Annotated in this window: 22 protein-coding genes; 8 read left to right on the forward strand and 14 right to left on the reverse strand. The window is 74.9% G+C overall.

Annotated features, from left to right (window positions below; translation table 11 throughout):
* Positions 1 to 96 precede the first annotated feature (96 nt).
* The 3 genes from ACIRS1_RS01410 to ACIRS1_RS01420 form a co-directional block, all read right to left on the reverse strand.
* Positions 97 to 3,126: a nitrate- and nitrite sensing domain-containing protein gene (locus tag ACIRS1_RS01410; protein WP_402835921.1), complete on the reverse strand. Its 3,030-nt coding sequence runs from the start codon at positions 3,124 to 3,126 to the stop codon at positions 97 to 99.
* Between the two features lie 116 nt (positions 3,127 to 3,242).
* Positions 3,243 to 4,124: an MHYT domain-containing protein gene (locus ACIRS1_RS01415; RefSeq protein WP_402835923.1), complete on the reverse strand. Its 882-nt coding sequence runs from the start codon at positions 4,122 to 4,124 to the stop codon at positions 3,243 to 3,245.
* Between the two features lie 454 nt (positions 4,125 to 4,578).
* Positions 4,579 to 5,646: an RNA ligase (ATP) gene (locus ACIRS1_RS01420; RefSeq protein WP_402835925.1), complete on the reverse strand. Its 1,068-nt coding sequence runs from the start codon at positions 5,644 to 5,646 to the stop codon at positions 4,579 to 4,581.
* Between the two features lie 473 nt (positions 5,647 to 6,119).
* Here ACIRS1_RS01420 and modA point away from each other — a divergent pair, with 473 nt between their 5' ends.
* The 3 genes from modA to ACIRS1_RS01435 all read left to right on the forward strand — a co-directional run bounded on the left by modA (position 6,120) and on the right by ACIRS1_RS01435 (position 9,230).
* Complete coding sequence (modA, locus tag ACIRS1_RS01425; RefSeq protein WP_402835927.1) at positions 6,120 to 6,980, forward strand: molybdate ABC transporter substrate-binding protein; 861 nt, start codon at positions 6,120 to 6,122, stop codon at positions 6,978 to 6,980.
* Between the two features lie 119 nt (positions 6,981 to 7,099).
* The gene (locus ACIRS1_RS01430) at positions 7,100 to 7,912 is read left to right on the forward strand and encodes an ABC transporter permease (RefSeq protein ID WP_387897496.1); all 813 of its coding nucleotides are present in this window, start codon (positions 7,100 to 7,102) and stop codon (positions 7,910 to 7,912) included.
* Positions 7,913 to 8,165: 253 nt separating this feature from the next.
* Positions 8,166 to 9,230 (forward strand): ABC transporter ATP-binding protein, encoded by a 1,065-nt coding sequence (locus ACIRS1_RS01435; protein WP_402835929.1) that lies wholly within the window; start codon positions 8,166 to 8,168, stop codon positions 9,228 to 9,230.
* Between the two features lie 53 nt (positions 9,231 to 9,283).
* On the opposite strand, the gene ACIRS1_RS01440 is transcribed toward ACIRS1_RS01435, so the two are convergent.
* Together ACIRS1_RS01440 and ACIRS1_RS01445 are read right to left on the reverse strand one after the other, a co-directional pair.
* On the reverse strand, positions 9,284 to 9,997 hold the full coding sequence (locus ACIRS1_RS01440; protein WP_402835930.1) for a response regulator: 714 nt from the start codon (positions 9,995 to 9,997) through the stop codon (positions 9,284 to 9,286).
* Entirely contained in the window at positions 9,994 to 11,196 is a 1,203-nt protein-coding gene (locus ACIRS1_RS01445) for a sensor histidine kinase (protein ID WP_402835932.1), read from the reverse strand. Before ACIRS1_RS01445 ends, ACIRS1_RS01440 begins: the two co-directional genes overlap by 4 nt.
* A 296-nt stretch (positions 11,197 to 11,492) precedes the next feature.
* Here ACIRS1_RS01445 and ACIRS1_RS01450 point away from each other — a divergent pair, with 296 nt between their 5' ends.
* From ACIRS1_RS01450 to ACIRS1_RS01460, 3 genes are all read left to right on the forward strand, one after another.
* Positions 11,493 to 12,506 (forward strand): ABC transporter ATP-binding protein, encoded by a 1,014-nt coding sequence (locus ACIRS1_RS01450; protein ID WP_402835933.1) that lies wholly within the window; start codon positions 11,493 to 11,495, stop codon positions 12,504 to 12,506.
* On the forward strand, positions 12,503 to 13,237 hold the full coding sequence (locus ACIRS1_RS01455; RefSeq protein WP_402835935.1) for a hypothetical protein: 735 nt from the start codon (positions 12,503 to 12,505) through the stop codon (positions 13,235 to 13,237). The genes ACIRS1_RS01450 and ACIRS1_RS01455 overlap by 4 nt, the downstream gene beginning before the upstream one ends.
* Before the next feature lie 107 nt (positions 13,238 to 13,344).
* Positions 13,345 to 14,085: a hypothetical protein gene (locus tag ACIRS1_RS01460; protein ID WP_402835937.1), complete on the forward strand. Its 741-nt coding sequence runs from the start codon at positions 13,345 to 13,347 to the stop codon at positions 14,083 to 14,085.
* A gap of 204 nt (positions 14,086 to 14,289) precedes the next feature.
* Here the strand turns inward: ACIRS1_RS01460 and ACIRS1_RS01465 are convergent, their stop codons facing one another.
* The 3 genes from ACIRS1_RS01465 to ACIRS1_RS01475 all read right to left on the reverse strand — a co-directional run bounded on the left by ACIRS1_RS01465 (position 14,290) and on the right by ACIRS1_RS01475 (position 16,750).
* Positions 14,290 to 15,036 carry an aminoacyl-tRNA hydrolase gene (locus ACIRS1_RS01465; RefSeq protein WP_402835939.1) on the reverse strand — a complete coding sequence of 249 codons (747 nt, stop codon included), beginning with the start codon at positions 15,034 to 15,036 and terminating at the stop codon, positions 14,290 to 14,292.
* Positions 15,037 to 15,199: 163 nt separating this feature from the next.
* Entirely contained in the window at positions 15,200 to 15,724 is a 525-nt protein-coding gene (locus ACIRS1_RS01470; RefSeq protein WP_402835941.1) for a hypothetical protein, read from the reverse strand.
* A gap of 96 nt (positions 15,725 to 15,820) precedes the next feature.
* Positions 15,821 to 16,750, reverse strand: coding sequence for a hypothetical protein (locus ACIRS1_RS01475; RefSeq protein ID WP_402835943.1), 930 nt, complete (start codon positions 16,748 to 16,750; stop codon positions 15,821 to 15,823).
* A gap of 124 nt (positions 16,751 to 16,874) precedes the next feature.
* Between ACIRS1_RS01475 and ACIRS1_RS01480 the strand changes: the two genes are divergently transcribed.
* Together ACIRS1_RS01480 and ACIRS1_RS01485 are read left to right on the forward strand one after the other, a co-directional pair.
* Positions 16,875 to 17,246, forward strand: a complete 372-nt coding sequence (locus tag ACIRS1_RS01480; protein WP_360205361.1) for a YbjQ family protein — start codon at positions 16,875 to 16,877, stop codon at positions 17,244 to 17,246.
* 236 nt (positions 17,247 to 17,482) lie between these two features.
* Positions 17,483 to 18,670 (forward strand): NAD(P)-binding domain-containing protein, encoded by a 1,188-nt coding sequence (locus ACIRS1_RS01485; protein ID WP_402835945.1) that lies wholly within the window; start codon positions 17,483 to 17,485, stop codon positions 18,668 to 18,670.
* A gap of 107 nt (positions 18,671 to 18,777) precedes the next feature.
* Here the strand turns inward: ACIRS1_RS01485 and paaE are convergent, their stop codons facing one another.
* The 6 genes from paaE to ACIRS1_RS01515 form a co-directional block, all read right to left on the reverse strand.
* Positions 18,778 to 19,941 (reverse strand): 1,2-phenylacetyl-CoA epoxidase subunit PaaE, encoded by a 1,164-nt coding sequence (gene paaE, locus ACIRS1_RS01490; protein WP_402835947.1) that lies wholly within the window; start codon positions 19,939 to 19,941, stop codon positions 18,778 to 18,780.
* Complete coding sequence (gene paaD, locus ACIRS1_RS01495) at positions 19,942 to 20,448, reverse strand: 1,2-phenylacetyl-CoA epoxidase subunit PaaD (protein WP_402836293.1); 507 nt, start codon at positions 20,446 to 20,448, stop codon at positions 19,942 to 19,944. It abuts the gene before it with no gap.
* Between the two features lie 71 nt (positions 20,449 to 20,519).
* On the reverse strand, positions 20,520 to 21,434 hold the full coding sequence (gene paaC / locus ACIRS1_RS01500) for a 1,2-phenylacetyl-CoA epoxidase subunit PaaC (protein WP_402835949.1): 915 nt from the start codon (positions 21,432 to 21,434) through the stop codon (positions 20,520 to 20,522).
* A gap of 13 nt (positions 21,435 to 21,447) precedes the next feature.
* Positions 21,448 to 21,753 (reverse strand): 1,2-phenylacetyl-CoA epoxidase subunit PaaB, encoded by a 306-nt coding sequence (gene paaB / locus ACIRS1_RS01505; protein WP_350578449.1) that lies wholly within the window; start codon positions 21,751 to 21,753, stop codon positions 21,448 to 21,450.
* Positions 21,750 to 22,775: a 1,2-phenylacetyl-CoA epoxidase subunit PaaA gene (gene paaA / locus ACIRS1_RS01510; protein WP_402836295.1), complete on the reverse strand. Its 1,026-nt coding sequence runs from the start codon at positions 22,773 to 22,775 to the stop codon at positions 21,750 to 21,752. The genes paaB and paaA overlap by 4 nt, the downstream gene beginning before the upstream one ends.
* Positions 22,776 to 23,198: 423 nt before the next feature.
* Positions 23,199 to 24,488, reverse strand: coding sequence for a M20/M25/M40 family metallo-hydrolase (locus tag ACIRS1_RS01515; protein ID WP_402835951.1), 1,290 nt, complete (start codon positions 24,486 to 24,488; stop codon positions 23,199 to 23,201).
* Positions 24,489 to 25,348 lie beyond the last annotated feature (860 nt).

The raw sequence follows: 25,348 nt of genomic DNA on the forward strand, positions 1-25,348 counted from the left end.
TCGCGGTGGGCCGGACCGCGCAGCGGAACGCGGGGGCGCGCCGGACCTGCTCGTCGAGGAGCCGCCTCCAGACCGCCGCAGGGTGGTCGGTACCGGTCACGACCGGTCCCCTTCGGGTCTGGACAGGCGCAGCGGGCGGCCGCCACCAGGATCGCCGGGGTCCGAGCCGGGGCCGGTATCGGGACCGGTATCGGAGGCAGAGTCCGGGCCGGAGTCGGGGCCAGCGTCCGAAACCGAGCGCCCGGCCGTACCCGAACTCCCGAACGAGCCCGTGCCGCGCGTCCATCCGGCCCGGAACGCGGACATCGCGGCGCCCGGCGCCTCCGGGCTCCGCCCCGCGGACGTCGACCCGGCCGTGGTACGGCCACCGCGTGCGGCCGCACCGGACGGGGCCTCGCGCAGCTGCGGGGCGAGGCTCGCCTGTCGGACGCGGCGCGGCAACTCCTCGTCCCCGTAGCCCCCGTCGTCCCCGTCGTCCCTGCGGCCACCGTCATCCACTCGTCGGGCCTGCCGTCCACCCGGCCACGGCCCGAGGACCGCGCCACTCCGCCCGGTCACCGGCCGCGGAGGACCGGGCTGCGGGCCAGACCGCGGACCAGGCTGCGGGCGGGGCTGCGGGCCGGGCTGCGGGCCGGGCTGCGGGCCGGAGGCGAGACCGGACCCCCCGCCCGCAGCCGGTCCGCCCGCCCGGGCAGCGGAGGCCCGGGCGGGGGTGCGGCGCGCCGGCCCGGGGTCGCCGCCCCGGGAGCCGAACGGCAGCAGCGCCCCACCTTCCGGCGACGGCCCACCCGCCGCCGGAAGCTCGTCCCCGGCCGGGGACAGCGGCCGGCCGCCCGGCTCCCCCTCCGGCAGGCCGTCCAGCAGCCCGTCGTCCAGGGTGAAGGCCGCGCCCGGACGCGCCCTGACCGGCCGGTCCATGTGCGCGCGCCCCTCTTCCACCGGAACGACGTCCAACTCCGGTACCGGCTCGGACTCCTGGACCTGCCGCCCGCCCTCCGCGCTGTCGGCCAGCAGCACGGCGGGCAACAGGACGACGGCGGTGGTACCGCCGTAGGCGGAGGTCACCAGCGAGACCCGGACGCCGTGCCGCCGGGCGAGCCGGCTGACCACGAACAGGCCGAGCCGATCGCTGTCGAAGAGGTCGCTCTGCTCCACGGCCGCGAGCCGCCGGTTGGCCGCGGCGAGGGCCGCCCGGCCCATGCCCAGGCCGCGGTCCTCGATCTCCAACGCGTAGCCGTTGCCGACCAGTTCGCCCCGGACGTGGACCCGGGTGCGTGGCGGCGAGAACCCGGTGGCGTTCTCCACCAGCTCGGCCACCAGGTGGGTGAGGTCGGCGACGGCCGCACCGCTGACGGCGGCGGGCGGCAGCGGGTGCAGCTGGATCCGGGCGTACTCCTCGACCTCCGACACGGCTGCGCGCACCACGTCCAGCAGCGGGACGGGTCGGCGCCAGGCCCGGCCGGGGGCGGCCCCGGAGAGGATGATCAGGCCCTCGGCGTGCCGGCGCATCCGGGTGGTGAGGTGGTCCAGCCGGAACAGGTCGGCGAGCTCGGACGGGTCCTCGGTGCGGCGCTCCATCGCGTCCAGCAGGGTGAGTTGGCGGTGCACCAGGACCTGGCTGCGCCGCGCCAGGTTGACGAACACCCCGGACACTCCGGAGAGCACCTCGGCCCGCTCCACCGCCGCGGTGACGGCCGCCCGCCGGACCGTCCCGAGCGCCCGGTGCACCTGGCCGATCTCGTCTCCGCCGCCCGTCGGCTCCGGCACCTCGGCCTCGACGTCGACCGGATCCCCGGCCCGCAGCCGCCGCATCGTGGCCGGGAGTCTGCGGCCCGCCAGGTCGAGAGCCGAGTCGCGCAGACCGATCAGCTCGGTGACCAGGCCCCGCCCGATCCGCACCGAGATCACCAGCGAGGCGATCAGCCCGAGCAGACCGAGCAGCACGGCCGCCCCGGCCGGGGTGAACAGGCCCGAGGTGTAGGGGTCCTGTCCCTCGGCGGCGATCCGACCCGCCCGGTCCTCGACGGTGCGCAGGTCACGGGTGAGGTTGCCGGCGGCCAGGGCCCAGCGGTCGGGCGCCACCGCGGCGAGCGCCGCCTTCGGGTCGCCGGCCGCACGGACCCGTTCCTCGTAGTCGGCCAGATCCCTCTGGTCCTGGCCTCCGGTGACGGCGAGCAGTGCCGCCCGGCCCACGGCGCCCGGACCGGCACCCGCCGGGTCGGCGCCGGGCAGATCGGCCCCGGGGAGGTCGGCGACGAGGGCCTGCTCGAACTGCCGCCGGGCGGAGGCCACGCCGGAGAACTCGCGCAGCTGGTCCGCGGTGAGCGCTCCGGAGAGCTGGGCGGCACGCAGCAACGCGTCCTCCCGGGAGAGGAGTTCGCGAGAGCGGGCGAGCTCCGGCAGCACCCGGGCGACGGCGCCGGCCCGCCGCTCCGGCGCCGGGGTGAGCGCGCCGGCGACGGCCAGTGCCCGGTCCACTGCGGCGCCGTACACCGCGTACACCTCGGACCAGTCGGCGCTTCTGGCCGACACCCGGTCACGCAGCCCGGGCAGCGCACCGAGGGCGGCGCCGAGGGCGTTCAGCCTGGTCGCGGCGTCCGCACCGAGGCCTTGCGCGTCGGCCCGGTTGTAGCCGGAACCGGGGCGGGCCGTACCGGCATCGGCCGTGACGGGACGGCCCGAATCGGCGCGACCCTGTTCTCGGTAACGCTGATCGGGGCGCCCCTGATCGGGGAAGAGCGGGGCGACCGCCCGGTCGGTGGCGGCCACGGCCTCCTGCAGGGCGCCCGCCCGGTCGGCGCCGGGCGCGGCCAACAGCTGCCCCGCGGCAGCCCGTTCGGCCTGCAGACCGGCCACGGTGGCGGCGACCGGCGTGAGCAGGGTGCGCTGGGTGTCGCGCACACGGAGCAGCTGCCAGACGTCCTCGGCGGTCGTGACGGTGGCGAACCCCCACAGGGCGAGGACGGAGACCACCGGGACCATCAGCAGGGCGATGATCCGGGCGCGCACGGTCCTGGGCCGCAGGTCGCGCAGCACACGCGGGCCGTGCGGGCCGCGCACCCGGCAACCGGGCCGCCCGGAGCCGGGACGCGGCGGGCGGGCGGGGGCGCCGCGGTCTTCAGGCATGGGTGGAGCGCCTTTCGGGCGGGGAGGGGGCGACGGAGGGGGAGGGCCGGCGGCGGGGACCGGTGCGATCGGGGCCGGCGGGGGCTCCGGAACGGACGGGCGACGGCGGGCGGGTGTCAGGCCGCGCGTTCGTGCCGCTCGCGGGTCCCGTGGCGTCCTGGCCCCGGGTGCCCGGGGCCAGGGCCGCGGCCGGGGTAGGGACCGGCACCGGGGTGCTCGGCGGCGACGCGGAACTCCTCGATCGTCAGCTCACCCTCGTCGTGGCCGCCGGCCCGGTCCTGGGCGGGCGGCGACAGTGCGACGAAGGCCGAGGCGAGGAAGAGGAAGGAGCCGAGCCCGACGGCGAGCGGGAGGACGAACTCCATCGGGCTCGCTCCGCCCAGGCCGGTCCGGGCCGGATCGAGCCGGGCGTGCACGGCGGCCATGCCGGTGTAGTGCATGCAGGTGACGGCGAGGCCCATGGCCAGCGAGGCGGCGGCCGCCGCGTACACGTTGCGGATGGTGACGGCGACCCAGAGGGCGGCGGTGGCCGCGCCGATCGCGATGAGCACCGAGATCGCGACCGTGCCGGCGTCGTACCGCAGGCCGCCGTGCATCCGGACCGCCGCCATGCCGAGGTAGTGCATCGCGGAGACGCCGATGCCGGTGGTGAAGCCCCCGGCCAGCAGGGCCGGGCCGCGGTGACCGCCGCAGCAGACCACCACCAGGCCCAGACCGGTGACCAGGACGGCGACGGCGAGGCTGAGCACGGTCAGCGGCACGTCGTAGCGCAGCTCGGTGCCGTCGACGGCGAATCCGAACATGGCGACGAAGTGCATGGTCCAGATGCCCGAGCCGATCGCGGTGGCGGCGACGAGCAGCCAGTTCCGGCGGGCGGCGCCGCTCGCGGCGAGTGCGCGCAGGGTGCATCGCAGGCCGAGGGCGGCGCCGGCGCAGGCCATCAGGTACGAGAGGGCGGGCGTCAGCCAGCCGAAGCCGAGATGGTTGAGGGTGCCCACGGGACCTCCGGTCGACCGGTCGAACCCGGGGGCGGTTCGCGGTGCGCCCGGGCAACCCGGACCGGGCGGACTCCAGGCGGCCGGCGGCGGATCGGCGGGGTCACGTGAACCGCCGGCCCGTCATATGCCAGCCGCACGTGCGCTTCCGGTCTGGGGTGCGTGGGACGCTATCGAGGGGCCGGAATCAGCCACCCGAAGATGTGAAAAGCTGCCCGCAGAGCGCGGTCGCCGTGTTCGAATGGAGCGGTCGTGTGCCTGGAAGGCCGACGGCCACACCCGTCCGGGCATCGGCCCGGGGCTCCGGCGGCGGTCTACGGCGCCGGACGACGAACAAGTGACAGGTGACAGATAACAGATGACAGCGAACAGATAACAGATTTCAAACTCTGTCAGCTGTCCACTGTCATCTGTTCGCCGTCGCCCGCCCGCCGATCCCGCTCCGACGCCCCGGCGGTCACTCGTACTCCGTGCCGCCCTTGCGGGTCAGGTAGGCGTCGCTGACCACCTTGGCGATCGCGCGTCCGCCCACCGCCATGCTCCAACGCTCGGTCACCGGCCGGACCACCACGCCCTCGCGCAGGTGGAGTTCCCGTCCGGAGACGGTCTCCCTGCCCTGGGCCAGCCCCAGCACCACCTCGGGATCGAACGGACCGCGCCACAGCTCGGGCACCAACGGCAGCTCGCCTTCGAGGAGTTCGGCGGCGGAGTACCACTCCATCCGCCCGTCTACGACGGCCGACACGTCGAACGCGGCGTACCCGGGCAGTTCGGCGCGCCCGGAGGCCCCGTACGTCAGGTCCTGGACCCCCGTACCGAAGACCTCGCCGAAGACGCCCACCCGCTCGGCGCCGAGCCGTTCGGCCAGGCGGGCCGCCACCGCGGGGATGCCGTGGGCACGCACCGCCCGCCAGTACAGGTTGCGCTCGTCCTCGACCAGCGAGAGCCCCTGCGCGCCGATGCCCTTGGACGACACCCGCACCTCTCCGGTGGCGGCGGTGTACGTCACCAGGCAGCAGCTGCCGTGCAGCTTCTCGGTGAGCACGACCGGCTCGCCGGGCTCGAAGATGTCGGGGTAGCGCTTGAGGTTCTCGATGTCCACCCAGGGCAGCAGGTCCGGCGCGCTGAGCACGTCGCCGCTCATCGACGTCGGCACCGGCGGCTGCCACTTGACGATCCCGAGGAGTTCGGCGAAGTCCTCGCCGCGCTCGGCGGCGGCCTCCAGGTCGGTGTCGGCGAGGACTCCGGGCCGGCAGACGATGCCCTGGGAGAGTTCACCGCGCAGCCGAACCGCCCGCACCCGGTCGGCCCGGCTGCCGGCCAGCTTGCCGGTCAGACCCAGCTCACCGATCAACTGCTCCGGGAGCACGGACTGTTCGGGGATGTAGACGGCGTAGTCGCCGGTCCGGTAGCTGCCCTTGGCGACCACCGCCCGGTAGAGACCGACCTGCGCGAGCTCCAGGGCATCGGCGTTCGGGTGCTCCAGGATGACCAGTTTCTCGGCGGTGACGCGCAAGGTGGACATGGGCGGACTCCTCCCCCTCTTCGGTTCCGGCCGTTCGCCGGACGGCGGTGTGTGGTGTGCGTGGTGCGCAATACGGGATACGAGATACGAGATACGGGCGGGATACGGCGCATGTGTGGCGTGTGTGGCGCACACGGGTTGCGGCCCACGGCCCCGCCCCGACCGCTCGCACCACTCTGTCCGCTCGGCCGATCCCGCGCGACGCAATTTTCCGGCCGACACCCCCGCCCGCCTGCCCGTCGTCCGCTCCCTCGGCCTCGCCGAAGCCGCCCGCGGACGCACCGCGACCCCGGCACGGTCCGTGCACGTTTGAGCCTTCCCACAGCCGGGAACAGGCCCTCGCCACACCCTGCCTGTGCAAAGCGACAGAGGATTTATCGCTCGCATTTGCGGCACTATGATCGCCGTAATGGCCGCAGCTGCGGCCTGGTCCCCGCGCCCCTTCCGGCGCGAACCCTGGAGGGGCAGCACCGATGGACACCCGTACGACCACCACCCGCAGACTCGCCGTCGCCGCCGCCGCGGCCCTCGCTCTCAGCCTCGGGGCCACCGCGTGCGGCAGCGACGGCGGCAAGGCCTCCGACGCGGCGTCCTCCTCCGCGGCCCCGGCCGCCGCGACGGGCTCGGCGGCGACCACCGGCGCCGGCATGCCGAAGGCGACCGGCGCCATCACCGTCTTCGCCGCCGCCTCGCTGAAGGAGACCTTCACCGACCTCGGCAAGAAGTTCGAGGCCGCGAACCCGGGCGCCAAGGTCACCTTCAACTTCGGCGGCAGCTCCGCCCTCGCCACCAGCATCAACTCGGGTGCCCCGGCGGACGTGTTCGCGGCCGCGAGCCCGGCCACCATGAAGACCGTCACCGACGCGGGCGGCGCGAGCGGCGACCCGAAGACCTTCGTGCGCAACACCCTCACCATCGCCGTGCCCAAGGGCAACCCCAAGCACGTCGCGGGTCTGAACGACCTCACCGGCTCCGGGGTGAAGGTCGCGCTGTGCGCGAAGGAGGTGCCGTGCGGCGCCGCGGCCCTGACCGCGCTCAAGGCCGCCAACGTCAACCTCACCCCGGTCACCCTCGAACAGGACGTCAAGGGTGCGCTCACCAAGGTCGAGCTCGGCGAGGTCGACGCCTCGCTGGTGTACAAGACCGACGTGAAGGCCGATGCTGCGAAGATCGACGGCGTGGACTTCCCCGAGGCCGACAAGGCCGTGAACGACTACCCGATCGCCGCGCTGGCCAAGGCACCGAACAAGGACGGCGCCGCCGCCTTCGTCGCGTACGTCCAGTCGTCCGAGGCCAAGCAGGTGCTCACCGCGGCGGGCTTCCAGGCACCGTGAGCGACCGCACCACCGCCGGTGGCCCCGACGACGCCCCCGGCCACACCCCCAGTGCCGGCAGCGGTGCCGACACCGGCCCGGACGGCGGGCCCGGCGGCGGCCCCGGCGCGGCCGCAGCGGTGAAGGCCGTGCCGCGCCGGAGCCGGCGGCGGGCGAACCGGGTCCCGGTCGCCCTGCTGCTCCCGGCGCTGCTCGGGCTCGCGTTCCTGGTCCTCCCGTTGGTCGGGCTGCTGATCCGGGCGCCGTGGAGCAGTCTGTCGGACCAGCTGACCAGCGCCGCCGTCTGGGACGCACTGCGCCTGTCGCTGGTCTGCGCGACGGCGGCCACGGCCGTCTCGCTGGTCCTCGGCGTCCCGCTGGCCTGGCTGCTCGCCCGCACCGAGCTGCCGGGCCGGCGGGTGGTCCGGGCCCTGGTCACCCTGCCGCTGGTGCTGCCACCGGTGGTCGGCGGTGTGGCGCTGCTGCTGGTCCTCGGGCGGCGCGGCATCGTCGGCTCCTGGCTGGACTCGACCTTCGGCATCACGTTGCCGTTCACCACCACCGGCGTGGTGATCGCCGAGGCGTTCGTGGCGATGCCGTTCCTCGTGATCAGCGTCGAGGGCGCGCTGCGGGCCGCCGACCCCCGCTACGAGGAGGCCGCGGCGACCCTGGGCGCCTCCCGGCTGACGGCGTTCCGCCGGGTCACACTGCCGCTGATCGCCCCGGGGATCGCCGCCGGGGCCGTCCTGGCATGGGCCAGGGCGCTCGGCGAGTTCGGGGCGACGATCACCTTCGCGGGCAACTTCCCGGGCCGGACCCAGACCATGCCGCTGGCCGTGTACCTCGCCATGGAGTCCGATCCGGAGGCGGCCATCGCCCTGTCCCTGGTCCTGCTGGTGGTGTCCATCGCGGTCCTGGTCGGCCTGCGCGAGCGCTGGATGCCCACGCCGTGAGGGCCTCCGCAGCGGCCGCCCGGGCGGCCTCCCAGCCGGCCTCCCGACCGGCCACCCAACCGGCCTCCCGGGCGCCTCACCACGGCACGGCGACGCATCACTGCACGGCACCTCACCACCGGACGGCACCTCACCGGCCGCCGGGCCACCGAACACCGGGCCACCCGCCGTCGATCCACCTGACGGCGGGCCGCCTGGTACCGGGCCGCCGAAGGCCGAACCTCCGCCCACCGAGCCCCTGGACGCCGCCCCGATGAGCACCGCCCCCGCCCTCGACGCCCGGCTCCGGGTGGACCGCGCCGCGTTCACGCTCGACCTCGCGCTCACCGCCGCCCCCGGCGAGGTGGTCGCGCTGCTCGGCCCGAACGGCGCCGGCAAGTCCACCGCCCTGCGCGCGCTCGCCGGGCTGCTCCCCCTGACCGGCGGCCACCTGCGCCTTGACGGAGTGCTGCTCGAGGACCCCGGCCGGCGGGTGTGCACCCCGGCCGAGGAACGGCCCGTCGGCGTGGTGTTCCAGGACTACCTGCTCTTCCCGCACCTCAGCGCGCTCGACAACGTCGCCTTCGGCCCGCGCTGCCAGGGCCGGCCCAAGCGCGCCGCCCGGACCGAGGCGTCCGTCTGGCTCGAGCGGATGGGCCTGGCCGAGCACGCCTCCGCCCGGCCCGGCCGCCTCTCCGGCGGTCAGGCCCAACGGGTGGCGCTGGCAAGGGCGTTGGCCGTGCGCCCCCGACTGCTCCTGCTGGACGAACCGCTGGCCGCCCTGGACGCCCGCACCCGGCTCGACGTGCGCTCCCAACTCAGGCGCCACCTGGCCGAGTTCGAGGCGGTCGCGGTGCTGGTCACGCACGACCCGCTGGACGCGATGGTGCTGGCCGACCGGCTGGTGGTGATCGAGGACGGCCACGAGGTGCAGTCCGGCAGCCCGGCCGAGGTCGCCCGCCGGCCGCGCACGGACTACATCGCCCGCCTGGTCGGACTCAACCTGTACCAGGGCACGGCGAAGGACCACCAGGTGACACTGCCGACGGGCACGGTGCTGACCACCACCGAGGACCTGTCCGGCCCGGCCTTCGTGGCCTTCCCGCCGTCCGCCGTGACCCTCCACCGGGAGCGGCCCGAGTCCAGCGCGCGCAACGTGTGGAAGCTCCAGGTCACCGGCCTGGACCTGCACGGCGACCAGGTGCGCGCCGATCTCGAGGGCGAACTGCCGATGGCCGCCGACCTCACCCAGGCGGCCGTCGCGGAGCTGGACCTGGCTCCCGGGTCCGCGGTCTGGGCCTCGGTCAAGGCCGCCCAGACCCACGGCTACCCGGCCTGACCGGTCCTGCCCACGCCCCCACCTCCTCGTCCGCCCCCTGCGCGCAGGTGCCGTCAGTCCGACTCCGACGGCTCCACGAACCCCGATTCGTACGCCGCGATCACCGCCTGGGTGCGGTCCCGCGCCCCGAGCTTCGCCAGCACGCTGCTGACGTGCGTCTTCACCGTCTGCACTCCGAGGAACAGCCGTTCGGCGATCTCACCGTTGCTGAGTCCGCGCGCGACGAGCCGCAGCACCTGCGCCTCGCGCTCGGTGAGCGCCGCCCCGGCCATCGCGGCGCGCGCGGCCGGGTTGCCCTGACCGGCCGCGAGACGGCGGATCGCGGCCGGGAACAGCAACGACTCGCCCGCCGCCACCAGCCGCACCGCGTGCGCGATCTCGGCCGGTCGGGAACGCTTGAGCAGGAAGCCGTCGGCGCCGGCCCGCAGCGCCTGGTAGACGTAGTCGTCGTTCTCGAAGGTGGTCACGACCAGGATCTTCGGCGGCCGCTCCCCCGGGGCGCCGGGGCGTACGAGCTCACGGGTCGCCGCCAGGCCGTCCAGGACCGGCATCCGGACGTCCATCAGCACGACGTCCGGGCGCAGCGCCCGGGCCAGCGCCACCGCCTCCGCGCCGTCGGCGGCCTCGCCGACCACCCGTAGGTCCCCCTGCGCCTCCAGGACGGCCCGCAGGCCGGCCCGGACCAGTTCCTCGTCGTCGGCGAGCAGGATGTCGATCGTCGCCCCGGTCGCCCTCGCCCGGCCGTCCCCCGCAAGATCGTTCGTCACGAGCCCAAGCGTAGGGGGAGCCGGACGGCGAGCACCCACTCCCCGGCCCCGTCGGTGGACGCTCCCGCGCCGGCCTCCCCGCCGAGCAGTGCGGCGCGTTCCCGGATGCCGCGCAGACCCTTGCCGCCCCGGCGGCCCGTGCCACCCGCGGGCCGCACCGCACCGGCGCCGGCCACCGCCGTGCGGTTGGCGCAGCGCAGCTCCAACTGTCCGTCGCGGACGGCGATCCGCACGCTGACCGGCTGGCCCGGCGCGTACCTGAGCGCGTTGGTGACACCCTCCTGGACGATGCGGTACGACTCCCGCGAGAGCACCCTGGGCAACTCCCCCGCCGACACCTCGATCCGGGCCTCGACCGGGCTGCCGGCCGCGCGGGCGGTGTCGAAGAGCGCGGGCAGCTGCTCCACGCCGGGCCGCTCGGTCACGGTGGCGGGCGAGTCGGCGTCCGGGCTCTCCCGCAGCAGGACGAGGGTCCGTTCGAGGTCCTCCATGGCCCGGCGGCCGGTCTCCTCGATGACCTCCAGCGCCTTGGCGGTGAACTCCCGGTCCCCGACCTCGCGCGCCGCGCCGGCCTGAAGGACCGTCACCGTCAGTGCGTGGCCGATGGAGTCGTGCAGCTCGCGGGCCAACCGGTTGCGCTCCAGCAGCCGTTCGGCCCGCAGCTCCGCTTCGGCCAGCCGTTCGGCCGGGGACGGCCCCAGCAGCCGCACTGCCATGGCGAGTTGGAGCCGACCGGCGGCGACGACCAGCCAGCCGTAGCCGAACAGGGCCGGCGGCACGAGCGGGAGGTAGCGCAGGGAGTCGGCGCCGGACAGCAGATCGAATCCGCCGGTGAGTCCGAAGATCGTCGCGAACCCGACCACGGAGCCGAGCGCGACCCGCCCGATCAACCACCCTGCGGTGCGCCGGCGGTCGGCCCAGGTGCGGGAGGGCTCGGCGGAGATGTCCCGCTCCCGGTCGGGCACCAGCAACAGCCGGGCCTGGACGCCCTCCGCGAGCCGTGCGGCGGGCACCAGGGCGACGAGCACGAGCAGGGCCGCGTCCACGCAGACGCTCGCCACGACGATCTCGCCGAGACCCTTGTGGTACGTCCCCGGATAGACCATCAGGAGGACGCCCGCGAAGATCCATCCGACCATCAGGTGCAGCAGACGCGCGTACGTGGCGCCGGCGAGAAGTGGCGCGAGGATCCTGGGCATCCCGACATCCTGCCAGGTCAGCGCCTCACCGGTGCTCCCCCACCGGTGCAGGACGGTCTCCCTCCCAGGAGGGAGACCGGTCCCCGCCCGGGCGGGATCCGCCCGCGGCCCCGCTCCGGTCGAATGGGACCCACCGGAGCACGCGGCCACCGGACCACCGGACCACCGGACCACAGGAGGGCCGGAGCGCGGGGCCGCCGGAGCACGGCCCACCGGAACACCGGAGCACCACGGGCGACCAGGCCGCCGAGACGGTGACGGCAGGGGCGCCGGACCGACGAGAGAGGAGCACGGCCGTGATCGACATCCAGGGCCTCACCAAGGAGTACGGCGGCCGACGCGTCGTCGACGAGCTGTCCTTCGAGGTCCGGCCCGGGCTGGTGACCGGGTTCCTCGGCCCGAACGGCGCCGGCAAGAGCACCACCATGCGCCTGGTCCTCGGCCTCGACCGCCCGACCGCCGGACGCGCCCTCGTCGACGGCCGCCCGTACACCGAACTCTCCGACCCGCTGCGCCGGGTCGGCGCGCTGCTGGACGCCCACGCCCTGCACGGCGGCCGCACGGCCCGCGGCCACCTGCGCTGGCTCGCCGCGAGCAACGGCCTGCCGCAGCGCCGGGTGGACGAGGTGCTCGCCCAGGTCGGCCTGGCCGAGGCCGCCGGGCGGCGGATCCGGACCTTCTCGCTGGGCATGCGCCAGCGCCTCGGCGTGGGCGCCGCCCTGCTCGGCGACCCGCCGGTACTGCTGCTGGACGAACCGGTCAACGGCCTCGACCCGGAAGGCATCCGGTGGATCCGCACCCTGCTGCGCCGGCTGGCCGCCGAGGGCCGTGCCGTACTGGTCTCGTCCCACCTGATGACCGAGATGGCGCTCACCGCGGACCACCTGGTGGTGATCGGCCGCGGCCGGCTGCTGGCGGACGCCGCCACCCGCGACTTCCTCGACCGTCACGGCCGCACCCGGATCCGGGTCCGAGCCGTCGACCCGGACAAGCTGGCCGCCCTGCTCGGCGGCGGACTGCTCGGCGGCGAACTGCTCAAGGACCAACTGGCCAGGGACCAACTGCCCGACGGTGAAATGCCTAACGGCCGATCGCCGGGTGCCCGGGACATCGGGGGCGCCCCCACCGCGACCCAGGTCGACGGCGGCGCCTGGGAGGTGACCGGCCTCGAGCCCGAGCGGATCGCCGCCCTCGCCGCCGCGCACGGCGTCGTGCTGTACGAGATCACGACCCGACAGGACTCCCTGGAGGAGGCCTTCATGAGGATGACGGCCGACAGTCTCGAGTACCGCGCGGAGGCCGCCGCATGAACGCCCTCAACGCCCTCACCGCCGAGCGGATCAAGTTCACCACCCTCCGCTCGCTCTGGCTCACCCCGCTGCTCGCCCTCGGCCTGACCGCCGGCGTCACCACGACGGTCGGCGCGGCCCTCGGCGACAAGGACCACAACCTCACCGACGACCCCGGTACGGGAGTCCACTACGGGCTCAACTTCGGCCAGGCCGCGCTGACCTGCTTCGCCGTCCTGCTGATCGGCCAGGAGTTCAACACCCGCATGATCGACGCCTCGCTCACCGCCGTGCCCCGACGCGGCCTGCTGTACGGAGCGAAGCTCACGCTCGGTGCCCTCGTGGGCCTCGCCGTCGGTGCGACCGGCACGGCGGGCGCCTTCGCCGGGTACGCAACCACCGTGCCCGGCGCCTGGGACGGCCCCGGCTTCGCCCGCTCCGCCACCGCCGGTGTGCTGTACCCGGTGCTGCTCGTGGTGTTCTGCCTCGGGACGACGGCATTGCTCGGCAACCTCACCGCCGCCATGGGCCTGTTGGTACCGGTGGTGTTCCTGCTCTCGCCCCTGCTCGGCGGCGTTCCCGGGGTGCGCCGGGTGGCCCAGTTCCTGCCCGACCGGGCGGGCCAGTACGCCCTGCGCTACGCCGACGATCCACAGGTGGCGTACGGCCACTGGACCGGGCTGCTGATCATGGCCCTGTGGGCCGGCGGGGCCGCCTACGGCGGACTGCTCGCGCTGCGACGCACCGGGTGACTCCCACGGCCAAGGTGCCCCGGCCACCCCACGATCGCCGGGTGGATCCGCACTCCCCGGCGGACCACAAACCGCCAACCGACCACGAACGAAGTGGAGACGAGGGATTGAGCCCCATCCACGCACTGCGCGCCGAACGGATCAAGTTCACCACCCTGCCCTCGCAGTGGGCGGCCCCGCTGGTGGCCCTGGCCCTGACCGTCGGGATCACCACGGCCGTCAACGCCGCCTACGGCACGAAGGACCACACACCGGGCGAGGATCCCGCCGGCGGGATCTACTACGGGTTGCTCTTCGGCCACGTGGCCGTGGCCTGCACCGGGATCCTGCTGATCGGCCAGGAGTTCAACACCCGCATGATCGGCACCTCGCTCGCCGCCGTACCCCTGCGCAGGCGGTTGTACGGAGCGAAGCTCGCGCTCGGGGCCGCGGTGGGACTGCTGCTCGGCCTGGTCTCGACGGCGGGCTCGTTCCTCGTCGTCGGCGCCACCGTCGGCCTGGACCTCTCCACCCCCGGCCTGGCCCGCAGCTTCCTCGCCGGAGTGCTCTACCACCCGCTGCTGGTGCTGCTCTGCCTCGGAATGACGGCGATGCTGGGCAACTTCAGCGCCGCGCTCGGTGTGCTGACGCCGATGCTGTTCCTCGGTACCACCTGGCTCGCGGCCATCCCCGGCGTCCGCGAGGCCGGGCAGTTCCTGCCCGACCGCGCCGGGCTGTACGCGACCCGCACCCAGGCCGAGGCCGGTGTCCACTACGGGCACTGGACGGGGCTGCTGATCATGGCCCTCTGGACGGCCGCCGCGGCCTACGGCGGCCTGCGAGCCCTCCGGCGGTTCGAGGCCGGCTGACCCTCTCGACCGCCGGCGCCGGACGAGAGCGAGCGCCGAAGGGACGAAACAGATGACGGCAAACAGATAACAGATTTTGAAATCTGAAATCTGAAATCTGTTCGCTGTCATCTGTCAGCCGGCCTCCGCTGGCTGCCGCGCGTCACGGCTCCCCCACGCCGCTCACCGGTCAAGGGGCACCGATTGCACGTCACCGACCACCGATCACCGCAGCGCCGGGTGGTCCGCGACCACCGTGCAACTGCCGGGCGCGATCTCGGTGAAGCCCGCGTCCCGGACCAACGGCAGGCCACTCGCGACAAGTCCCTGCCACGCCTCAGGAGAGGCCGTCCGCACCGCGAGCGCAAACCCGGACTCGGCCCATTCCTTGCGCTGCGCCTCGTCCAGTCGCCACCACGCGAGCTGCGCCGCGTGACCGGTCTGCGCCATCGTCTTGCCCGCGCTCATCTCCAGCTCGGGGTTGAGCCACAGCACCGACAGGCCCGGCTCCGGAGCGCCGACCTCGGCCGTCTCCTCCAGGTCCGTACCCGAGACCTGGAGCTTGGCGAGCTCCTTGGGCCAGCCGTCCAGCGGGACGGGCGGGAACACCCGCACCTCGGCCTCCCGTCCGGCGACCGTGATCCCCGGCAGCTCGCCCGCCCTGCGCCACTCCCCGCCGCGGGCCCGCCGGACCACCTTGCGGATGCGGGCGTCCTCCCAGGCCACGACGCGTTCCGCCCACTCGCCGTCCGCCCCGGTCACCCGCGCGTCGGCCAGCAGGGTGAGGACCGCCCGCGCCGAGGTCTCCAGCGCGTCCGTCCGCCCGGGCGGCGTGGCCCGCTCCAGCCGGACGACCAGCGGCAGCACGTACTGCGTCCGCGCGTCGCGGTCCTCGGGGTGCGGGGCGGAGTCCCCCTCGGGGACGGGGGCGGAGGCGGGAGCGGGAGTCGGGTCATCGAACGGAGAAGTCACCCGTCCAGCATGCCAGCCCGGCCGAGCCGGTGATCACGCGGTGTCCGGGACGGACGAAAGGAAACGGGCCGACACGAGGCAGGACGGGAGGAGACGAGACGGGACGGGCCGGACACGACGGACGGGCCGGGCGCACTCCGGGCGGGACGGCGGCGCGGCCCGCTCAACGCAGCCGCTGGCGCAGTTCGTCGACCGCCGTCCGGATGCTCGCGCTGTAGGCGTCCTCGGGCAGGGCGTCCAGGCTGTGCACGGCGTGCTCCAGCTGTTCGCGCGCCAGCGAGGGCTCGCCGAGCTTGAGGTGGTCCGAGGCCAGGTTGAGGTGCAGCGAGGGGTAGAAGGCCCGCACCTGGAGGGCGGACCCGTAGGTCTCGGCGCGTTCGGCGGTGAGCGAGTCAGCCGCGGCCAGCGCCCTCAGGTCCCATTCCAGTTCGGCCTGCGGGTCGTCCTGCAGGTCGGCCAGGTAGTGCGCCAGGACGCAGCGGTGGAAGACGTCTCCGCTCTCACCGAGTGCCTCCCAGAGGGCCTCGAAGCTGGCCCGCGCCTGGGCGGTCCGACCGCGCTGCGCGGCCTGCACGCCCTCCAGCCCGAGCGAGATCCGGGCGAACACCTGGTCGCCCTCGCCGGGCGGCAGGCCGTCCGCCCCGGCCGTCCGCCCCGGCACATCACGCACATCAGACGCATCGGACATGCCCGCAGCCTAGCCGGACCCCCGCCCCAGCGCCCGGACACCGGAACGCCGGAACGCCGGGCACGGACCCGACAGCCCGAAAAGCCCGACAGCCGGTCAGCGCCGGTAGCCGCGCTGCGGGTCCCTCGCCTCGGCGTCCTCGTACGTCAGGAACCAGCCCTCGGGGTGCGTGGCCGCCAGCAGCACCTCGGTCCGCTGCTCGGCACCGAGCTCCGGGTCACCGTCGTCCGGCCCGTAGACACCGAACAGCTCGTCGTGGCAGCCGTCCCAGTCGTAGTCGTACAGGTCGGCCGGGAGGTCGCCCATCATGTCGGCCACCGACTCGGGCTGCGCGCCGAGCAGGGCCCGGGCGTCGACCAGGGCCATCCGCAGGGCGATCTCCTCGGCCAGGCAGCGCGGCAGCGGCCACTCGCCGAGCGCGAGGTCGTCGGCCAGGTCATCGAAGGCACGGGCCATCGCGCGGCGCCAGGCGCGGTGGAGCCGCCAGGTGCGCTGGGGCAGCCGGGCGAAAACCGTCCAGTCGGCGTCGTCGCCCTCGGCGACCGGGTCGTCGCCGTGCTCGTCCAGGTCGTCGTAGGCCGCGTCGGCCAGGCCGAGCAGCTGGGCGTGCAGCAGGCACGCGGTGCGCGGGGTGAGCGTCCAGTCCACCCCCGCGCCGCCCTCCTCGTCGTCCCCCTCCAGCGGGAACAGCTCGGCGAAGTCCGGCGCGAAGTCCTCGGTGACGCTGATCTCCAGCGTGCCGCCGATCGCCTCGACGCCCGGGATCGCGGCCACCAGCCGGTCCGGGTGCAGCAGCGCGCCGAGCGCCGCGTTGGCGTCCTCGGCGACCTCGCGCAGCAGTTCACGGCGCTGGCCGGCCGGGTCGATGCCCTCGAACGTCAGGTCCTCGACCGCCCTGATCGCGGCGGCGCGCAGCGCCGGCCAGTCGGTGATCCGCAGGCCCAGCACCACCGTCGCCTCGATCTCCTGCGCACCGGAGTCCTCCGCCGCGCCCGGCCCCTGTGGATGATCGCTTCGCTCGCCCATGGGGCTACGGTACGGCCTTTCGGCCGCCCGATCACCGGTCTGAACCAGCTTCTGGACGCCTTCTCGGCCATCGCCCGGTCGTGCCTCTGTCACTCGGACGCACGACGGCGGCAGGATGGGCGCCATGGCTGACATCAACGAGTACGGCGGCGGGCAGGGCCCGAACGCCGACGTCCTGGTCGTGACCACCAACGACATCCCCGGTTACCGGGTCGACCACGTGATCGGCGAGGTCTTCGGACTGACCGTGCGCAGCCGTCACATCGGCAGCCAGATCGGCGCAGGGCTGAAGTCGTTGATCGGCGGCGAGCTGCGGGGCTTGACGAAGACCCTGGTGGAGAGCCGCAACGAGGCGATGCAGCGGCTGGTCGAGCAGGCCCGCGCGCGCGGCGGCAACGCCGTCCTGATGATGCGCTTCGACGTGACGGAGGCGGCGGACGTCGGCACCGAGGTCTGCGCGTACGGCACGGCCGTGGTGATCTCCCCCGCCACCTGAGAGTGGCGCCCGACCACCGCCGAGCGCGAGGTCGCGCAGGGTCGCCGACCACCGACCCACCGACCACCGGCAGCTGACGGCTGACGGCTGACGGCTGACGGCTGACGGCTGACGGCTGACGGCACGGGAACACCCGCCGCCCAGGAGCGTCCACCGCCCGGGAACACCGTCCCCACCCCGGATGTTTCACGGTCGTGACTGTTTACGGTGCAACGAACGACGGTGGAGCCCGGCGCGTGGACGTGCTGGTGGTGGGCGCCGGCCAGGCGGGTTTGTCGGCCGCCTACCACCTGGGCCGCCGCGGCTTCGTCCCCTACCGGGCGGACGCCGACGGCGGCTTCGTCGTACTCGACGCCGACCCCGCGCCGGGCGGCGCCTGGGCGCACCGCGCGCCGTCCCTGCGGATGGCCACCGTCCACGGCTTCCACGACCTCCCGGACGCCGAGCTCCCGCCGGTCGACCCGCAGGCCCCCGCGCGCGAGGTGGTGCCGGGGTACTTCGCGGCGTACGAGGCCCGCCACGCGCTCCCCGTCGTGCGCCCGGTCACCGTGCGCACGGTGCGCGCCGAGTCCGACCGCCCGGGCTCCCGGCTGCTGGTCGAGACCGACCGGGGCACCTGGTCCACCAGGGCCCTGATCAACGCCACCGGCACCTGGACCCGCCCCTTCCTCCCCCACTACCCGGGTCACTTCGGCGGGCGTCAGCTGCACTACGCGGAGTACCGCGGCCCGGAGGAGTTCGCGGGCCGGCGCGTCCTGGTGGTCGGCGGCGGCGCCTCCGCGATCCAGGTGCTGTCCGAGGTGGCGGCGGTCGGCGAGACCGTCTGGGTCACCCGGAGCGAACCCGTCTTCCACGAGGGGCCCTTCACCCCCGAGTACGGTCGCGCGGTGGTCGCCAAGGTCGAGGAGCGAGTCCGGCAGGGGCTGCCGGTGCGCAGCGTGGTGAGCGTGACGGGCCTCGGCCCGTCCGTCGCCTACCGGCGCGCCGAGGAGCTGGGAGCGCTGCACCGGCGGCCGATGTTCGACCGGCTCACCGAGCACGGCGTCGCCTGGGGCGACCAGGAGCTGGCGGTGGACGCGATCGTGTGGGCCACCGGTTTCCGGCCGGAGGTCGGGCACCTGGCCCCGCTCGGGCTGCGCTCCCCCGGCGGCGGCATCGCCCTCACCGGCACCCGGGCCACCGCCGATCCGCGCGTCCACCTGGTCGGCTACGGCCCGTCCGCCAGCACCATCGGCGCCAACCGGGCCGGGCGCGCCGCCGTCAACGACCTGGTCCGGCTGCTCGGCGACCCCGCCGAGCAGCCCGCCCCGGCCGTGGATCCCGCCACGGCTCCGGTCCCCGTCCCGGTCCAGGCCCCGGTCCCGGTCCCGGTGCGGACCCCGGCCGTGGCCCTGCTTCCGGCTGCGGTACCGGCCGTGGTCTGACGCCCGCCGGCCCGCCCGGCCCGCGAGGCGGACCCCGGCGGTCACCGGCCCGTCGGCAACGGCCCCCGGACGCGGTCATCGGGCCGGCGAGTCGACGGATCAGCGGATCAGCGGTCGAAGTCGACCGTCACCCGGTCGGTGAGCGGCCGGGCCTGGCAGGTGAGGGTGTAGCCGGCGGCGAGCTCCTTCTCCTCCAGCGCGAAGTTCCGGCGCATCTCCACCTCGCCCTCGGTGACCAGGGCGCGGCAGGTGCCGCAGACCCCGCCCTTGCAGGCGAACGGCAGGTCGGGGCGGGAGCGCTGGGCGCCGTCGAGGATCGAGCGGTCGCGCGCGAGGGCGAGGGTGCTGCCGCGTCCGTCCAGGACGACGGTCACCTCGCTGTGCGCGCCGTCGGCGGCGTCCGCGTCGTCGCGGTCCTCGGGGCGCTCGGCGACCGGTTCGTCGTCGGCGTGGAACAGCTCCTGGTGCACCCGCTCACCCGGCACGTCCAGCTCGGCGAGCAGCTCCTTCGCCCCGGCGACCATGCCGAACGGGCCGCAGAGCCACCAGTGCCCGACGGTCGGCACGTCCACCAGCGCCGCCAGCAGGGCCCGCACCCGTTCCGGGTCGAGGCGGCCGGTGAGCAGTTCGGCGTCTCGGGTCTCCCGGGACAGCACGTGGACCAGCTGGAAGCGGCCGAGGTAGCGGTCCTTCAGGTCGGCCAGCTCGTCCGCGAACATCACGGTGTCGCTGCGCCGGTTGCCGTAGAGCAGGGTGACGGTGGAGCGGCGGTCGGCGGCCAGCACGGAGGCGGCGATCGACAGCATCGGGGTGACGCCGGAGCCGGCCGCGAGCAGCACGTGGTCGGCGGGGGCACCGAGTTCGGGGGTGAACAGGCCCGACGGCGTCAGCACCTCCACCTCCTCGCCGGGCCGCGCGTCCCGCACCAGCCACCGGGAGAACAGCCCGCCGGGCACCTCCCGGACGGCGATCCGCAGCGGGCCCCCGGCCGGGGCGCAGATCGAGTACGAGCGGCGCTCATCGCCGCCGTCCACCACCTTGCGCAGGGTCAGGGTCTGGCCCGGCCGGAACGCGAACTCCTCCGCGAGCCCGTCCGGCACCGCGAAGGTCACCGCCACGGCGTCCTCGCAGAGCCGCTCGATCCGGTCGATCCGCAGCCGGTGGAAGGCCGGGCGACGGGCCGGGCGGACGGCCGGGCCGAGGTCCTCGACGGACGGGGCCGCGGTGAGCGAGGCCTCGGCGGAGGAGGCTGCGGGCGAGGCGGCGGGCATTCAGATCTCCTTGACGCGTTCGAAGGGCTCCCGGCAGGCGCGGCAGCGCCAGAGCGCCTTGCAGGCGGTGGAGCCGAAGCGGGACAGCTCCTCCGTGTCCGCGCCGCCGCAGCGCGGGCAGGGCACGGGGAGGGCGGCGGCGGTGCGGGTGGGGCCGAGGGTCAGCGCGACGGGCCGGGGCCCGGCCGCGCCGGCCGCGCCTGCGGCGGCCGTGCTCGGGTGCGGCGGGGCGATCCCCGCCTCGGCGAGCTTGCGTCGGCCCTCGGCGGTGATCAGGTCGGTGGACCACGGCGGGTCCAGCCGCAGCCGGACCCGGACGGCCCGGTACCCGGCCGCGCGCAGTCGGCGGTCCACGTCGGCGGCCATCTCGGCGACGGCCGGGCAGCCGGAGTAGGTCGGCGTCAGCCAGGCCGTCACCTCGGCGCCGTCCGTCTCGACCTCGGCCAGCACGCCCAGATCGGCCAGGGTGAGCATGGGCAGCTCCGGGTCCGGGACGGCCGCGGCGATCTCCCAGGCCGCCCCGGTGACCTCCCTGTCGGCCGCCGCCGGGAGCGCCGCGCCGGCCGCCGTCGTCGCGCTCACCACGTCGCCCCCGGGTGGGCGCGGGCCAGCACCTGGAGTTCGGCGAGCAGCAGGCCCAGTGCCTCGGTGTGCACGCCGTCGCGACCGGCCCGGCCGAGCACGGTGGCCAGCGGCGGCACCTGCGGCACGGTCAGTCCGGCCTCGGCGAGGACGGCGCCGAGCTCGCGCAGCACCGGCTCGCGCAGTGCGGCCGGGTCCACGCCCACCCGGAGCTCCATCGGATGGGCGGTGAACAGCTCCTCCAGCAGCGGCCAGACCGCGTCCAGACCGGCCTGCATCCGCGCCGACGAGTACGGCGTGCCGTCGCCCAGCCGCAGCGTCCAGGCGGTGGCGTACTCGCGGTGGTACGCCAGCTCCTTGGCGCCCCGGTTGGCGACCGCGGCCAGCACCGGGTCCGGGTGCGTGGCGAGCGCCTCGTAGAGCGCGCCGCGGGCGGTCGCGAACAGCAGCAGCCGGGCGATCGAGTGCGCGAAGTCGCCGTTGGGCAGCTCGACCAGGCGGACGTTGCGGAACTCGTGCTCCTCCCGCCAGTACGCCAGGTCGTCCTCGGTGCGGCCGGAGCCGTCCGCCTGGCCGGCGCGGGTGAGCAGCAGCCTGGCCTGGCCGAGCAGGTCCAGGCCCAGGTTGGCGAGCGCGACCTCCTCCTCCAGCTCGGGCGCCCGGGTGCACCACTCGATCAGCCGCTGGGAGAGGACCAGGGCGTCGTCGCCGAGCATCAGGCAGCAGGCGGCGAGGTCGGCTCCGTCCAGGCCGGCCGGCAGAGTGGTGTCCACACCCAGCAGCGGGTCGGCGAAGCCCGTCCCGTACGCCCAGCGGCCCTCGCCCTCGGGGCCGGGGGCGGCCTCGGTGAGGCTCAGGTACACGTGGTCGTCGACGTCGTGCGCGTCGGTGTGCGTGGTGTGATCCTGCATGGCGGTTCCCCCGTCAGATGTGCGGGACATCCTCGGGGATGTCGTAGAAGGTCGGGTGGCGGTAGACCTTGTCGCCGCTCGGCTCGAAGAACGGGTCCCGCTCGTCCGGGGTGGAGGCGGTGATCGCGTCCGAGCGGACCACCCAGAGGCTGACCCCCTCGTTGCGGCGGGTGTAGAGGTCGCGGGCGGCGAGCAGCGCCATCCGGTCGTCGGCCGCGTGCAGCGAGCCGACGTGGACGTGGTTCAGGCCGCGCCGGGGGCGCACGAACACCTCGTACAGCGGCCAGCCGGCCTTGGACCCGGCCTTGGACTCGGTCACTTTCCGTTCTCCTGTTCGGTGTGCGCGTGCTCTCCGGCGGGCCGCGGGCTCTCCGACGGCTCCGCGGCGGCCGGTGCGGACTGCTCGGCCCGGCGCTTGGCCGCGTAGGCGACGGCCGCCTCGCGGACCCAGGCGCCGTCCTCGTGCGCGGCCCGGCGGCGGTCGATCCGCTGGGTGTTGCACGGCCCCTGGCCCTGGATGACCCTGGTCAGCTCGGACCAGTCCGGCTCGCCGAAGTCCCAGCCGCCGCGCTCCTCGTTCCAGCGCAGCTCCGGGTCCGGGAGGGTGACGCCCAGGTGCTCGGCCTGGGGGACGGACATGTCGACGAAGCGCTGGCGCAGGTCGTCGTTGGTGTGGCGCTTGATCCGCCAGGCCATCGAGCGGGCGGTGTTCGGCGAGTCGGCGTCCGGGGGGCCGAACATCATCAGCGACGGCCACCACCAGCGGTCCACCGCGTCCTGGACCATCCGGCGCTGGGCCTCGGTGCCGCGCATCAGCGTCATCAGCAGCTCGTAGCCCTGGCGCTGGTGGAAGGACTCCTCCTTGCAGATCCGCACCATCGCGCGGGCGTAGGGGCCGTAGCTGCAGCGGCAGAGTGGGACCTGGTTGCAGATCGCGGCGCCGTCCACCAGCCAGCCGATCACGCCGACGTCGGCGAAGGTGAGGGTGGGGTAGTTGAAGATCGAGGAGTACTTCTGGCGCCCGGAGATCAGCTTCTCGGTGAGCTCGGCGCGGTCGACGCCGAGCGTCTCGGCGGCGGCGTAGAGGTAGAGGCCGTGGCCGGCCTCGTCCTGGGCCTTGGCGAGCAGGATGGCCTTGCGGCGCAGGGAGGGGGCACGGGTGAGCCAGTTCCCCTCGGGCTGCATGCCGATGATCTCGGAGTGGGCGTGCTGGGCGATCTGGCGGATGAGCGTGGCCCGGTAGGCCTCGGGCATCCAGTCCCTGGGCTCGATCCGCTGCTCGGCGGCGACGACCGCCTCGAACCGGTCTTCCGGCGTCTGCGCCGGGACCGCCTCGGCCACCTCTGCTGTCACCACGGTCCCCTCTCGTGTCCTGCTCCGACGCCCCCTGGGGCGTCAACCGACTGACCGTTCGGTCGGTACCATTCTGCGCGGCGGGACGGAGGGATGGCAAGGGACACGGGAGGAGTGACGGGGTGCGGGGCGGCGGCGAACAGATCACAGACGACAGATGACAGCTGACAGATTCTGAAATCTGTCAGCTGTCATCTGTTCGCCGTCACCGGTCACCCGTCAGTCGGCACCGGCCGGTCGTCGGCCGGTCGCGGGGCCGGTCGCCGGCCGACCACCCATCTACGGCGGGCGAAGGCGCTGGCGAGCGGCACGCCGGGGAGCGGCACGCCCGCGGCCGGGCAGGCCGCGGGCGGACGGGTGGCGGGCTAGCGCCAGCCGACCCAAGCCCTCAGCGGCGGCCGGGCAGGCCCGTCACCCCTCCGTACGGTCCCGCAGCCTCGGCAGCGGAACGGCGAGGAGCGCGGCCAGCAGGGCGATCCGGGGCGCCAGCTGGTCGAGGCGGATGTGCTCGTGCCGGGCGTGGGCACCAGCGCCCACCGCGCCGAAGCCGTCCAGCGTCGGCAACCCGCGCGAACCCGGCAGGTTGGTGTCCCCTGCGCCGCCCGCCGGACCGCCGTCCAGCTGCTGACCGAGCACTGCGGCGAGCGACCGGACGTGCCGCAGCAGCGGGTTGGCCGAGCGCTCCGGCCAGGCCGGCCGGCTCGACAGCACCTCCGTCCGCACCCTCGCGCCCGGGCGCAGCGCGGTGAGTCTGGCGAGGTTGTCGAGCGTACGGCGCTGCGCCTCGGCGGTGGCGAACCGCAGACCGAGCTCCGCCTCGGCCCGGCCGGCGATCACGTTGGCACGCGAACCACCACTGATCCGACCGGCGTTGAGCTCGGTGCCGGGCTGGCCGGCGAGGCCCCGGACGACGACGAGCTGGTCGACGAGCTCGTCTACGGCCGACACCCCGTCGCGGGCGTCGTTGCCCGCGTGCGCCTCGCGCCCGGTGACGGTGAGCCGGACCCGGGTGCTGCCGCGCCGGGCGGTCTTCAGCCGGCCGTCGGGATGCGGCGGTTCGAGGCCCAGGACCGCTGCCGCGCCCCGGAGTTGGCGCTCGACGAGCCTCCTGCCGTCCGGGCTGCCGACCTCCTCGTCCGAGACGACGACCAGCCGGACCGTCCGGTGCGGGCGCTGCCCCAGGTCCGCGAGCAGGGCGAACGCGCCCTCCAGGATGGCGAGTCCGCCCTTCATGTCGACGACGCCGGGCCCGCTGAGCCTGCCGTCCTGCTCGGTGACGGGCCAGTCCGCTAGGGTGCCGACCGGCCAGACGGTGTCGTGGTGCCCGACGATCAGCAGGTGCGGAAGGGTCTCGTCCTGCCCTTCCCACTCCAGGACGAGGTGGTCTCCGGCCGGCCCCGGTTCGCGGCGGGCGGTGGCGCCGGTCGCACCGAAACCGGTGGCCAACTCCTCGGCGAGGCCGTCGAGTCGGGGGGCGTCCCCACTCGGAGACTCTATCCGGGCCAGATCGGCGCAGCGGCGCCGGACGGCGCCGGCGAGGGTGCGCGCTCTCGTGCTGAGGGCCTGCGGCAGGCCGGGGAGCGCGGCGGCGGCCGCGGCGGTCGCCAGCGCGGCGGTGGTGGTCGCGGCCATGACGGCGGCCGGGGCACCGGCGGCGGGGGCCTCGCCCTCGGCGGCGGCCTGGGCCGCGGGGACCACCACGGTGCGAGCGGGCGCGGCAGGGGCGGGCGTGGCAGGGGCGGGCGCGACGGGATCGGCGGGGACGGGCGCGCCCGCTGGGGCGGGGCCGCGGTCCGGGTCGGGTTCGGCGGCGGCACTCGGTGTGGCGGGCGACCCGACGATCTGGGGACTCAACGCTCGCCTCCGCGGCCGCCGCCGGTATTCAGCGGCCGCACCGGCCGACCGCCCCAACCCGGCTGCCGGGCCCGGCCCGACCGTGCCGATCGACCGGGATGGTGCGCGGTCCTTCGGGACGGCCCGTCTGGCCCGGGTGCGGTGGAACGGCTGGTCGGCGTGCTTGGCATTGCGTCCTCCTCGCTCGATCCGGTGGCCCCGGTGCGCCCGGGGCCCCGTGGACGGCGGCCTCCTGGTGACGGGCGCAGTGGCCGGACCGTCGCAGGGAAGCCGAGATGTGAGCCTAGAAGAACCGTTCGACTTCCTGCGAGGTGGCCCTGCTCCCAGCGTGCCGGGACCGGGCCTCAGCCACGGGCACCCGTCGGAGAACGGCGGCGGGCGCTCGGCGCGCGGGCCTGGATCGGCGCGCGGACGCGGTCGCCGGATCGCGCCCATCTCCACCATGGACCCGCCGCCCGCGTTCGGCAGCGCAAACCGCCAAGGCGCGGGATTTCCACGCCGGATGGGTGACAACGGCTCAGCGCACGGTACCAACCGGGGGCACAGCACCGGCTCAGGGGGAGCCCGGTCCGAAGCGTGGGGAACACCCACGTGAACACCGCCCGACGTAACGTCCCACGCGGCTTCGGTGGCACCATCGGAGTGCGGAGCCAGCGGGGCCCCGACAGCTTCACCGGGCACCACCGGCCCCGGTGCCCGCCCTCCCC

Origin of the sequence: Kitasatospora sp. NPDC101176 (assembly GCF_044768035.1) — a bacterium.
Classification (GTDB): Bacteria; Actinomycetota; Actinomycetes; order Streptomycetales; family Streptomycetaceae; genus Kitasatospora.